Annotated in this window: 8 protein-coding genes; 1 reads left to right on the forward strand and 7 read right to left on the reverse strand. The window is 46.5% G+C overall.

Going from position 1 to position 12,783, the window contains the following annotated elements; genetic code table 11:
• A complete protein-coding gene (locus VIM72_RS09510; RefSeq protein WP_332002600.1) occupies nucleotides 1-2,274 on the reverse strand; it encodes a glycosyltransferase in 2,274 nt (757 codons plus the stop codon).
• A 422-nt stretch (nucleotides 2,275-2,696) separates the two neighbouring features.
• Here VIM72_RS09510 and VIM72_RS09515 point away from each other — a divergent pair, with 422 nt between their 5' ends.
• Entirely contained in the window at nucleotides 2,697-2,975 is a 279-nt protein-coding gene (locus tag VIM72_RS09515; protein WP_332002601.1) for a hypothetical protein, read from the forward strand.
• Nucleotides 2,976-3,022: 47 nt separating this feature from the next.
• Here the strand turns inward: VIM72_RS09515 and VIM72_RS09520 are convergent, their stop codons facing one another.
• The 6 genes from VIM72_RS09520 to VIM72_RS09545 form a co-directional block, all read right to left on the reverse strand.
• Nucleotides 3,023-4,045 carry an NAD(P)H-dependent glycerol-3-phosphate dehydrogenase gene (locus tag VIM72_RS09520; RefSeq protein ID WP_332002602.1) on the reverse strand — a complete coding sequence of 341 codons (1,023 nt, stop codon included), beginning with the start codon at nucleotides 4,043-4,045 and terminating at the stop codon, nucleotides 3,023-3,025.
• A gap of 118 nt (nucleotides 4,046-4,163) precedes the next feature.
• Nucleotides 4,164-5,534 (reverse strand): efflux RND transporter periplasmic adaptor subunit, encoded by a 1,371-nt coding sequence (locus tag VIM72_RS09525; RefSeq protein WP_332002603.1) that lies wholly within the window; start codon nucleotides 5,532-5,534, stop codon nucleotides 4,164-4,166.
• Nucleotides 5,535-5,558: 24 nt separating this feature from the next.
• Nucleotides 5,559-6,914, reverse strand: coding sequence for a TolC family protein (locus VIM72_RS09530; RefSeq protein WP_332002604.1), 1,356 nt, complete (start codon nucleotides 6,912-6,914; stop codon nucleotides 5,559-5,561).
• 149 nt (nucleotides 6,915-7,063) lie between these two features.
• Entirely contained in the window at nucleotides 7,064-7,729 is a 666-nt protein-coding gene (locus tag VIM72_RS09535; RefSeq protein ID WP_142684752.1) for an ABC transporter ATP-binding protein, read from the reverse strand.
• 147 nt (nucleotides 7,730-7,876) lie between these two features.
• Nucleotides 7,877-10,261, reverse strand: a complete 2,385-nt coding sequence (locus tag VIM72_RS09540; protein ID WP_332002605.1) for an ABC transporter permease — start codon at nucleotides 10,259-10,261, stop codon at nucleotides 7,877-7,879.
• A gap of 14 nt (nucleotides 10,262-10,275) precedes the next feature.
• Nucleotides 10,276-12,681: an ABC transporter permease gene (locus tag VIM72_RS09545; RefSeq protein WP_332002606.1), complete on the reverse strand. Its 2,406-nt coding sequence runs from the start codon at nucleotides 12,679-12,681 to the stop codon at nucleotides 10,276-10,278.
• Nucleotides 12,682-12,783: the final 102 nt, after the last annotated feature.

Below are 12,783 nucleotides of genomic sequence, written 5' to 3' on the forward strand. Positions count from 1 at the left end.
TCAGTTGTAGCCAAGTCGGACTGGCGCCAGGCTGTTTTGTTTTGGTCTAACATACTTATGTTTATTCCATTGTTCCATTAATAGTCGGGCAATCAGGTAGCATACAGTAGACTCGGCGCCCTGGTTCTGGTTTATATTGTTCTTTTCCAGGCCATCGTAACAACCGTAAGTTAATGGATTATAAACAAGTTGTTTAAGGTGGTTATTCCCTAAATACCAACTGAATGCCAAACGCATCTTCTCCAGGTATGAATTATTTTTAGTGGTATTATAAAACGTATTCAATGCCAGCATGGTGTATGCCACTTCGATGGACTGCTCGCCTCCATCTTCCAGTTCCCCGGTACTGTGCCTGTGATACCAGGTTTTGTTGCTGATTACCTTCATATGGCTGTCTGTAAAGGTTTTGCTGCACAGAAAGGCGAGGCTGTTTTCTGCGGTCCGGCGGTATGCCTCTATCCCGGTTACCTCGTAGGCCATCATCATGGCTTCAGGCAGTACGGCGTTACCGTAAGTCAGGTAGGACTCATACCAATGCCAGTTTTCATCGGCCTCCTGTTTATAACGTTCATACAATTTTGCAGCCAGATGCTTCAAAATTTCCACGGCCTTATCGCCGGGCTTGTACACCAGGAAATAATACAGTCCTTTTATGGTAAAGGCCATTGCCCTGGGCGAGTTCAATGATCCCATCCAGGGGAGGCACTTGTTGAACATGGTCAATACATCCTGTACTGCATCAAAAGGAAGGTGCCGGTGCGAAGCAAGGGCATAGCCCAATGCCCACACAGCACGGCCGTTGGCGTCTTCCAGGTTTACATCTTCATTCATTTTATTGAATGCGCCGCCAACATCCACATAGTTGAGGAAATTGCCTGAAGGTTGCTGGCAGTAACGGATAAAATCGATGTATTTACGGGTTAATGCGTTTACAAAACTGCTGGATTTCAATTCGCTGGCATACATACAGGTAGCAATAAGCGCCCTTGCATTGTCGTCCAGCGTGTATCCGAATGCGGGGTCGGGGATATCGTGCCTGGAGAACTGCAGCATTCCCATTTCATCGGTCATACGGTCTATATGATCGAGGTAAGGAGGCGGCAGGTTAGGCAGGATCTTGTCTTCCGCCAGGGCTTCGCTGATTACGCTCATATGTGCGATGGCCACGTTTTCCCAGATAGAGCTGCGTGTTTTTTCAATCGCCAGGCGGCTCATTTCCTCGCGTAATGCGGGGTTGCCGAGCAGCTGCAGTGCGCAGGCGGCAATTTGTTCCGGATTATTAAAATCCACCAGGCAGCCCACCCCGTTTTCCAGCATTTCGCGGGCCTGCACAAAGGAAGTGGAGATCACCGCGCAACCTGCGCTCATGGCGTAAACGAACGTGCCGCTTACGGCCTGGTGCGGGTCTTTTGACGTAAAGAGGTATATATCGGTAAGTGATAAATAGTCGAGCAGGGTTTTGAGTGAGAGATAATTATTTACGAATCTCACGTTCTTTTCCAGGCCCAGTTCCCTCACCAGGCTTTCCAGCGATTCCCGGTATTTTTCCCCTTCCCTGGCGCATACCACGGGATGGGTTTTTCCAAGCACCAGGTAAATGGCATCAGGATATTGTTTCACGATATCTTTCATTGCCCGGATACCTGTTTCAATGCCCTTATTTTCGCTCAGCAAACCAAAGGTGCTCAGTACCATCCGTCCTTCCACATTGTACTGTTTTTTCAATGCTTCCACATCATCTACGATATGCGCATGGGTGCCATGCGGGATGTGCGCAATCTTTTCTGCCGGTACGTGGTATACATCCCGTAATAATTCTGCTGAAGAGCGGGTCATTACAATCACCTTTGCCGCCAGGGCGCTGATGAGGCTTACTACTTTCATGCATTTATTATCCGGGTAAGGCAGCACGGTATGGAACCGCACCACAAAAGGTTTGTCCAGTAACGATAACATGGCCAGGAGATTATGTCCGTATTCTCCACCATACAGGCCAAATTCATGTTCAAAACAAACCAGGTCTATTTTATCATTTTCGTTTATTTTCTGCGCAAAATCAATACAGTTGTCAATATTGAATGGGTTTACGGAATAGGTAACAGGTGCTTCCATTGCATTGGCGGGTTTCCCCGACTCTTCCAATGCAGCCACCTCGATATTCATATTCCCGGTAAAATTTTTATTCATTGCATTCACCAGGTCCTGTGCAAAAGTTGCGATCCCACATTCACGGGGCGGATAAGAAGTAACAAAAAGCAGGGTTCTAATCTTCATGGTAAAAATTTTATACTACGCTGTTAACACTAACCAGGTCCTCAATTTCCGGATCGGGACATAGGATGATTCAAATATTAATCCAATGCCTGCTGCCTTGTATTTCCACGGCATGGTCTGCCAGGAAGCGTAGAATTAGTTCTACAGATTTTGTCCCGGGTCCACAGGTAGTGGCCGGAAAAAATAAAACCAGGTCTTTACATTCTATTAACAGTACATATAAATATAATTGCTTACAATTGTGATGTTATTTATTCACAAATGGGACATGCTGGCACAAATAGCAATATTATTGTGGAAAAAACAGGGCAAAAATGTTTTTTTGTCCATTTCAGCTTATTTTAGCTGGAGAAAGTACCCAGGCTACCATTGAAGAGCAAATTTTTAACCATTCCATTTTCTCATTTAAACCTCCCGGCATTATGCGAAACATTGCATGTACATTTAATGTAGATGGTGTACCTACCAAAGTCTGTTTGAGAAAACTTCCCCGGCAGCGGCGCTTTCAGGCCATTATTGACCGTAATATTACTGAGTATATTATCTCGGACGAGACCAACCAGATTGAGTATTATGAGGGACCGGAGTTAAACGAATATCTTTTTACCAGGATTGCCGGTCTGATCAAGCAGTATTTCCCGAATGTGCGGGCTATTATGAAGATAGGGGAAGATAATTATGAGGACTATGATGATTATTGAGCTCCTGCAGCGGCTGCCGGCCGGGGACGACCGGCAGCCGCCCGATGCTATATAAACCCTTTTTCAAGCGAGAGAAAAGCCTCTGAAGGATGTACCTGCTGCCATAAGATAGCGTACACCGCCTGGGCAACCGGCATATAAGCCCCGATACTCCTGTTCATTTCGTGCATACATTTACTGGCGTAATAGCCTTCTGCAATCATGTTCAGTTCCAGCTGAGCAGCTTTTACGCTGTATCCTTTCCCGATCATATTACCAAAAGTGCGGTTACGGCTGTGCAGTGAATAGCAGGTAACCAGCAAATCGCCCAGATAGGCGCTGGCGCTGTAGTTGTGCACTACCGGCTCGGTACCGGCTATCATAGCTTTCTGCTCTTCGTACTTCTCCAGGAAGCTTTGCATTTCCCTGAAGGAGTTGGTAATAAACACACTCAGGAAGTTATCTCCATATTCCTGCCCGTGTGCAATGCCTGCGCCCATGGCGTAAATATTTTTAAGCACTGCTGCCAGCTGCACGCCTATCACATCTGTATTTACAATTGTTTGCAGGTAACTGCCGGTAAATTTATCGGCCAGCGCCTGTGTGGCGACCAGCTCCGTTCCTGAAAATGTAAGATAAGACAGCTTCTCACTGGCTACTTCCTCTGCATGGCAGGGCCCTGTGATGGTGAAATACTGACTGGCAGGTAAATTAAATTGTTTGTGCAGGTATTCCCCTATCAGGTCGTTTGTGCTGGGCACCAGTCCCTTGATGGCAGAAATAACTTTTTTACTGATCAGCGCATCCGCGGGCAACATGCCTAATACATCTTCCAGGAAAGCGCTGGGAACAGCCAGCACCAGCTCATCACAGGCTGCTGCAACAGTTTTTACATCGCTGCTCAGGCTTAACAGGCTTGTATCGAAATATACCGAGGTGAGATAATGTTTATTATGATGACGCAGCTGCATATGACGGATGGTTTCTTCATTTCTTATCCACCAATGTATATGATGCCCGTTATCTGTCAGGATCTTAGCCAGGGCGGTGGCCCAGCTGCCACTGCCTATAATTCCGATGCTCTTGCTCACAATGCAAATTTTTATGCAATGTAGTTAAAAAGGAATAAAGCAGTTCTGACGATAGCTCATAAAGGAAAGGGAAGACGATCTGTCTTCCCTTTCCTTTATATAAAATATGTGAAATGCGTTATTTGGCCTGGCCTTCAAACAGCTCCGACTTTGGCACTACCTTCACTTTCTTGCCGTTTTCGAGGGTACGGGAAATAGCGGTATAAGGGGCGCTGACCACCTGGTCGCCTGCGCTCAGGCCGGAAGTGATCTGGATCCAGGCGTCGTCCTGTACACCGGTTTTAACATGCACCATTTTAATGCTCCCATCTTTCTGCAATACGAATACTACTTCGTTTAACACAGGTTTTGTATCCGCAGAAGAGCCCGGAGTGGTGTTATCCTGTTGAGCCTTTTTATCACCTTTGGTAGAATCGGTATCGCGGGTGGTAACTGAGTTGATTGGAATAGCGAGTACATTATTTACATGCCTGGTTTGGATATCCACGCTGGCGCTCATACCCGGACGGAAAGGAAAGGTCTTTTTATTTTTATCCAGGAGGTCCTGGTAACTTTCCTGCAGGATACGGATATGTACAATATAGCTTGTTACCTGCTCTGCAGAGGAGGCGGTGCTCACAGTGGCTGTGGCAGCGCCTTTGCTGGAGCTGGCAATTTGCGTTACAATGCCTTTGAACTGCCGGTTATTGTAGGCGTCCACTTCAATGATGGCGGTATCGCCGTATTTTACCTTCGGGATATCATTCTCACCTACATCTACCTGTACTTCCATAACATTCATATCAGCAATACGCAACATTTCGGTACCTGTCATCTGTGCAGTACCTACCACGCGTTCTCCTTTCTTTACAGAAAGCAGGGAAACGATACCACCCATAGGTGCGGAGATGGTGGTACGGCCCAGGTTTTTGTTGGCTTCGTTCAGGTTAGCCTGCGCACTGGCAACGGCATATTTATTCCCATTGATCTTTTGCACGGCGGCATTATAATCTGCCAGTGAGGCAAGATAGGTTGCCTCTGCCGTTTCAAACTCCGACCTTGAAATCACTTTCTGGGCAAGGAGTTCCTTGTTCCTGTTATAGGCGGCCTTGTTCTGATCAAGACGGGCCTTAAAGGAGTTGAGCCCTGCAGCCGCATTGGCCAGCTCGGCCTGCGTCTGGCTCATAGAAGCGGCGGCTTTGTCTACCATCGACCCATAGATATCTGCGTATATCCGTGCCAGTACCTGTCCTTTCTTAACGGAATCTCCTTCCTGGATGGGCAGGTCGGTAATTTCACCGGAAACGTCGGAGCTGACTTTTACTTCTATCTCAGGATAAATTTTACCGCTGGCGGTAACCACTTCTATAATATTTCTATTAGAAGCCTTGTCTACAGCAACTTTAATTCCTTCTTCCTTACCAATAACCCCGGCCCCTTTCAGTACCAGGAACAAAATAACGAGTGAACTAAGTATGCCTATGAACCAATAAAGTTTTTTCTTCTTCATAAAGCAATTTATTTCCCGGGAGGGCTACAGTGAAATTTTCTGGTCCCGGTAGAATTCCAGCAATTTCATTTTAAATATATAATCGTATTGAGCAAGCACTTTATTTACCTGCGCATTGTACAATTTACTTTGTGTTGTGATATAGTCAATGGTGTTCATTAACCCGAGATTAAAGCGTTTGGTAGCAAAGTCGTACGCTTTCTGGGCGGCCATTACCCCGGTAGCAGACGCGTTAAACTTCTGTAAAGCGGCTACTGCATTGGCATGTGCGGTATAGATATCCTGTCTGAGTTTCTGGTGGTCCAGGTCCCGGATCAGTTCCTGACTGTATATATTCACTTTTGCTTTGGCAACAGTGGTACGTTGCTGCCATCCGTTAAAAATAGGAATGCTAAGCGTTAAGCCAATATTTTTCCTGTAGGTATTGCTGATCTGGTCATGAAACGACAGTACCTTGGTTTGTGCCAGGTCAGCATAATAGTTATTCGCATAATAAGTACTGAGTCCGCCGCCAATGCTCAGGTTCGGATACAATTGCGCTTTTGCCGCCTGGTATGCCTTTGTGGCGCTTTTAATTTTCAGTTCATCCGATTTTACCAGCGGATAGTTTGTTAAAGCGGCACTGTACACCATTTCCGGCGCCATTTCCTGTAAGGCGGCCATTGGCAGGGAAGCGATATTTTCCGGTACATCCGGTGTAAAAGGAATTTCGAATCCCAGGTTGAGATAAGCTTTCATCTGGAGAATAGACAGCGTTACGTTATTCTGCGCTGTAACCAGGTTGCTGCTGTCGAGCGCCAGCTGCGCTTCCAGGTCGGCCTGGTTGCTTTCCGGCACGGAACCTGCAATTACCAGTTTCTTTGTATTATCCAGGTTGGAGTTGGTAAGCCGTACATTCTCTTCGTTTATTTTCTCCTGTTGGATATTAAGCAGTATCTGAAGGAAAGCGGTAGCTACGTTAAATGCCAGGTCGTTCCTTGCCTTTTCCAGCAGGAAGCTGTTTGCCTGGGCATCCAGTTTATTGGCAGCAATCGTTTTCTGCTGGTAGAACCAACTGAAAAGATTTGCCTGCATATTCAGGCTGGCATTGGAGTTAAACACAGTTTGGTTAACATACTGGTTATCGCCCAGGCTGGCACTTCTACCATCCGTATAACCACCTGATACAGACCCGCTGAAACCGGGTATCATTTGCAGGCGGCTTTGCTGTAATGTAAGGTCTGCCAGGCGTTTCTGTACTTCCTGTTGTTTGACCGTCAGGTTATTTTGCAGTGCATAATCCACACAACGTTGTAAACTCCACGTATCCTGCGCTTCAGCGGATGTTATGTTAGCAAACAATAAAACCAGGATTGCTCCTGCTATTCGGGATATTCTCATAACATTCCAAAAATATAATAATTGTGATGATAGTTTTCCTCCCTTCTTGATAGAAGGCAAAAATTTAGTAGGTATGGCAGTATACCTCACTAATTGAGTGTACAACATAATCTTTTTTTTACAGAATTCTTAAAACTGATCCGTCTTTATTATGACTGAATATGCCCATCACGGATCTGGATGATACGGTTGCCGTAGGTGGCATTCAGGTCTGAGTGGGTTACCTGTACAATGGTAATTTTATCCTGTTCATTCAGGTGTTTAAACAGCTGCATGATCACTTTCGCCTGGTCGGAATGCAGGTTACCGGTAGGTTCATCTGCCAGTATCACCCTGGGCTCAGCTACAATAGCACGGGCAATACCTACCAGTTGTTGCTGTCCGCCCGATAGCTGGTTGGGGAACAAATCTTTCTTAGCCACCATATTAAATCGGTCCAGTACATCCGCCACCCGGCTTTTCCTTTCTGATGCAGGAATATTCTTATACAATAAAGGCGTTTCTATATTTTCATATACGGTCAGCTCATCTATCAGATGATAGGCCTGGAACACAAAACCAATAGATCCCCTGTGCAACTGGGTCCGTTTTTTTTCGTTCATCCTGTCTACACGCTCTCCTTCAAACAGGTATTGCCCTTCAGATGGTTCTTCCAGTAATCCCATAATATGCAGTAAGGTGGATTTTCCGGAGCCGGAGGGTCCCATAATCGATACAAACTCGCCTTCATTTATAGTAAGGTCAATATCTTTCAGGATATAGTTTTTTCCGAATCCTACCGGGTAATGCCTGGAAATTTTCTGCAATTGTATCATGATAAGTAATTTGTTTTTGTTTCTGTTGATATTTCTGCATATCGGCTCAGCAATATAATTAAAAGTAGCTGTCCGGTTATCCAGATTTTAATGCGTTGACCGGGTGGCTCAATGCCGTCCGGTTGTTTTATACTTGTATTGGCCTGTTTATTCTGATCTCAGGCTTTTAACCGGGTTCATTAATGCCGCTTTCACCGACTGTAAACTTACCGTCAGCAAAGCGATCACGATAGCAATAACCCCGGCCAGCAGGAAAGTACCCGCACCCAGGCTGGCATGATAGGCAAAGCTTTCCAGCCATTGGCGCATCACGTACCAGGCAAATGGCGAAGCAATACAAAGCGCCACCAGCACCAGCTTAATAAAGTCTTTTGACAACAGCGCCACCACGCTGGCGGCAGAAGCGCCCAGCACCTTGCGGATGCCCACCTCGCGGGTTCGCTGTTCTGCTGTGAACGCGGCCAGCCCCAGTAAACCAAGACAGGAAACAAGGATAATAACAATTGAAAAGGTTGATAAAATGGTACCGGTCCTGAATTCCGATTTATATAAGCTGTCAAAGTCTTCATTCATAAAATGATATTCAAAAGGCACTGCGGGCAGGTATTCTTTCCAGGCTTTTTCTATTCCCGCTATTACCTGCTGCTGGTTATCGCCGGAAGTTTTAACAAGTACTTCCCCGAACCATTCGTATTCCGGGAAAACAATAATGGGTTGAATTTTGCTTTTCATGGAGGCAAAATGGAAATCCTTCATTACCCCTTTCACGGTTCCTGCACGGCCATTCATCACCATCCGTTTTCCTACGGCGGCTTCAGGTGTCCATCCCAGCTGCTTTACAGCGGTTTCATTCAGGAAGAAATGGTATACCCGGTCTTTATCTTCCTTTAAAATATCCTGTATATCCGCATTGGTTAAATTGGATCCGGAGCATAAAGAAATTCCCATCGTTTGCAGGTAATCCTTTTCCACCGGGATGGCCGTAATATTCATACTGTAATCCGCCGGTTTCCCTTCCAGGTTGGCAATGGTATAGCCGCCTTCCACTGATACGGGCGAATCGTAGGAAGCGCTCACCTGTTTTATGCCTGGTTGCTGCAGCAGCCGGCCTTTGAAGGCTTCCAGCATCTGTGGGTTAAAGTTTTCGCCCGACAATACCAGTACCTGCGACCTGTCCAACCCGATCTTTTTATGCTGGATATACTTTAACTGGTTGCCCACCACTAATGTGCAGATGATAAAAAACACGGAGGCCGCAAACTGGAATATCACCAGGCTTTTCCGGATACTGCCGCCGGAAGCGGGCATCGCTCTTCCCTTTAATACCTGTACCGGCCGGAAACCGGAGAGGAACAGGGCAGGGTAAGTACCAGCGAGTAACGTAGTACAAAGAAAGATACCAGCCAGCCAAAGGTAGATCTGGTAACTGCCTGTTCCCAGCTTCAGGGAAACGCCGGCCAGGTTATTAAACGCCGGCAGTAATACAATAGCTATGATCACTCCCAGGGCCATTGCGCAAAAGGTGATCAGTGTTGATTCCGCAATGAACTGCCAGAACAATTGGCCTCGTATGGCGCCCAGGGCTTTGCGCACACCAATTTCACGGCCTCTTTCGGCTGAACGGGCCGTGGCAAGGTTCATAAAGTTGATACATGCAATCAGTAGCAACAATGCGGCTATAATGGTAAGAATATAATTATATCGGATATCCCCGCCTCTTTCTGTTGAATTCCAGGCAATAGAATGAAGATGAATACCCGGTACCGGCTCCGGTACGAAAGCAAGCGTAGCACCGGCTCTGGCAGCACTTCCCATCTGCTCTTTTACCAGATTGGCCAGCCTACCCTGTAATGCGATGGCAGTGGCCTTATCAGCCAGTTGTACATAAGTATAGTCATTCGCTGAATTCCAGTTGGCTTTTCTGCCGAGAGAAGCATAACTGGCTACGAAATCAAATTTCAGGTGCGTATTGGCCGGTACATCTGCCGCTACTCCTGTTACCTGGTATTCTTTCTTATTATCGATCTTCAACACTTTTCCTACTATATCAGTGGACCCAAAATACTTCCTTGCCATGGTTTCAGAAAGCACTATCATATTGGGCCCGTTTAACACCGTAGCGGCGTTGCCGGCTATCAGCGGGAAAGAGAACATGCTGAAAAAAGCCGGATCGGCATAAATAAAACGTTTCTCATTCATCACCTTGTCGCCATTGGCAACTATGGAGGCGGAAGGATATACCCTGGAGATGGATGTTATTTCCGGGAAATCTTTTATCACTGGCGCCAGCCCGTTAGGCGTGAGTGCAGTATGGGTAACTTCCTGGTCTTTCTCCCCGTAATCGAGCCGGATACGATATAATTCTGCAGCGTGGGCATGAAATTTATCATATGTCCATTCATTGCGGAGATATAGGGCCAGCAGGATGAAACAGGCAATGCCGGCAGCCAGACCAGCGACATTGATCACGGAATACAGCTTGCGTTTCATCAGGTTTCTTACAGCAGTTTTGAGGTAATTACGCCACATCATAATGCGATTTTAGGTTAGTCCCGGGATAAACTTTTTACAGGGTTTGCAAGCGCAGCTTTCACTGACTGCAGGCTTACGGTTATAAATGCAATGCATACTGCCATCAGGCCGGCTATTCCAAATACCCACCAGTGGATAGATGTATGGTACTCGAACCCTTCCAGCCAGCGGTGCATAAAGTACCAGGCAGCCGGAGTGGCTATCAGCACTGCCACCAGCACCAGGCGAAGGAAATCTTTTGATAGCAACAATACAATACCGCTTACAGAGGCGCCCAGCACCTTGCGGATACCGATCTCTTTTTTTCGGTGCGCCATCACCAATACAGCAATGGCAAATAAGCCCATGCAGGAAATGATCACCGCGAGCACTGCACCACTCATGAATATTTTTGAGAACCGCTGCTCCTGCCGGTACAACCGCTGTGTATTTTCATCAAGAAAAGACGGGTCGCTTTCTGCCAGCTCGTTAATACCTTTCCAGGTAGCGCCGATCTTTTTCAGTGAAGCCACCGGGTTGGATGTTTCCACTTTTACGAAAATATAATTCAGCGGAGCGTTCATGGTCATCGTCAACGGCTCAATTTTTTTATGCAATGATTCAAAGTGATAATCCTTTACCAAACCGATCACATGTACCGGCGCTTCGTCGTCTCCCATTCGGAAGCTCAAGCCCACAGGGTCTGTCACGCCCAGTTGTTTGGCCATCTGCTCGTTCACTACCACGGCGCTGCTGTCTGTTCCGTATTCCCGGGAGAAATCGCGGCCGGATAATATTTTCAGGTCCAGCGTTTTGGCGTAATTGTAATCTACTGCGAGGTACTGGGTACTTACATGGCGGTCCTTATAGGTGAAACCCCGGGTCCAGTTGCCGGAAGATCCGTCTTTTCCCAGGCCAAGGTTCAGCATGCTGCCGCTCACGCTTTTTACTTCCGGCATCTCTGTAAGCCGGTTTTTCATAGCGGTGATATCCGATGGCGTAGCGTTATCGAGCGGAATGCTGATCACCTGGGAGGTGTTGTATCCTAACGGGGCCGACTGTATGAAATTAAGTTGCTGCCAGATAATGGAAGTGCAACTGATCAGCACCACCGCTACCATAAACTGAATAACAATAAGACCGTTGCGCATGCCATTGCTCTTACCCAGTCCCAGTTTGCCCTTCAGCACCTCCAGGATATTGAGCTTTGCCACTCTCCAGGCGGGATAGCCGCCGGCCAGCAGGGTAACCAGGAAGAACCCGCCAATAGTGCCGGTTACTACCCGTATGTTACGGAATATGCTTAACGCAATATGATGGCCAAACATCTTATTGTAATAAGGCAGCAGGAATACCATGAGGGCCAGGCTCAGTACCAATGCAAAACAGCATAACAGGAAGGCTTCCGCCCAGAACTGCAGCATCAGCTGGCCGTTTTGCGCCCCCAGCGATTTTCTGAGCCCTATTTCACCACTGCGGGTAAAAGACCGGGCAATGGAAAGATTTATAAAATTGATAGCGGCAATACCAATGATCAACGTGGCAAGGATGATCATCAGCCAGGGATAGAATTTATTCAGCCCGCTGTAAAAAGTACTATTGGCATCAAGATGGAAATCTTTCAATGCAATCCCTTCCAGGTAAAAAACATCTTTACCATTATTACCAGTTACAGCATCTTTTTGAAGATCCTCTATTTTTCCTTTATAATATTTTTTAACTACCGTGTTGATATTTTTTTCGAAAGAAGTCTTACTGGTCCCCGGTTCCAGTTGAACAAACAATGGATAATTAGATGCGCTCCAGTCGTTTTTGGTGGCGTTGTATTCCGGGTCATTCTCAAACCGGGTGAGCAATTCGAAATATATTCCTGAGTTATCAGGAATATCTGAAGCGATGGCACTTACAATGAAAGGCTGCCATTTACCGCTCAGGTTCAGTTCCACGGTTTTTCCAACAGGCTCCGTGTCTTTAAACAATATCCCGGCAGCGCGCTCCGTAAGCACTACCTGGTTCAGCTGCTGCAGTGCGTTATTCTTATCTCCCTTTTTTACAGGAAAGGTGAACATCTTCAAAAAATCATTATCTACCAGCTGTGTACTCAGGTAGTAATGGTTAGCGCCATATCTTACAGGCACATTATACCCGGCAATAAAAGTAATATGCTTTACACCGGGCACTTCCTTCTGTATGGCTGCAGCCAATGGTTTCGACATACTGGCGCCGGTTTTCAGCTGGCCGCCGGTATCTTCAATTCCAATCAGCTGGTATATATCTTTCCCATTTTCATGAAAGTTATCGAAGGTCCATTCCCGGTATGCAGTGAGCGATAAAAGCAATGCAGCGCACAAGGCGGCGCTCATTCCCACCACATTAACGGCAGCAAACACTTTCTGTTTCCGCAAATTCCTCCAGGCAATCTTTAAATAACTTTTTAGCATACGGGTATATTTATAGTGAAAAAATAAAAGCAGGGCGTGTAGACACACACTCTGATTTGCTGTTCACTTGTTATTCTATCTTTAATGCGTTTACCGGGTTCC

The organism is Chitinophaga sp., from assembly GCF_036569185.1.
Taxonomy (GTDB): Bacteria; Bacteroidota; Bacteroidia; order Chitinophagales; family Chitinophagaceae; genus Chitinophaga.

Excerpts from the sequence above, each read along its gene's own strand:
- VIM72_RS09525 (WP_332002603.1), bottom strand. The coding sequence starts at position 5,534 with ATGAAGAAGAAAAAACTTTATTGGTTCATAGGCATACTTAGTTCACTC.
- VIM72_RS09515 (WP_332002601.1), top strand. The coding sequence starts at position 2,697 with ATGCGAAACATTGCATGTACATTTAATGTAGATGGTGTACCTACCAAA.
- VIM72_RS09530 (WP_332002604.1), bottom strand. The coding sequence starts at position 6,914 with ATGAGAATATCCCGAATAGCAGGAGCAATCCTGGTTTTATTGTTTGCT.
- VIM72_RS09535 (WP_142684752.1), bottom strand. The coding sequence starts at position 7,729 with ATGATACAATTGCAGAAAATTTCCAGGCATTACCCGGTAGGATTCGGA.
- VIM72_RS09510 (WP_332002600.1), bottom strand. The coding sequence starts at position 2,274 with ATGAAGATTAGAACCCTGCTTTTTGTTACTTCTTATCCGCCCCGTGAA.
- VIM72_RS09540 (WP_332002605.1), bottom strand. The coding sequence starts at position 10,261 with ATGATGTGGCGTAATTACCTCAAAACTGCTGTAAGAAACCTGATGAAA.
- VIM72_RS09545 (WP_332002606.1), bottom strand. The coding sequence starts at position 12,681 with ATGCTAAAAAGTTATTTAAAGATTGCCTGGAGGAATTTGCGGAAACAG.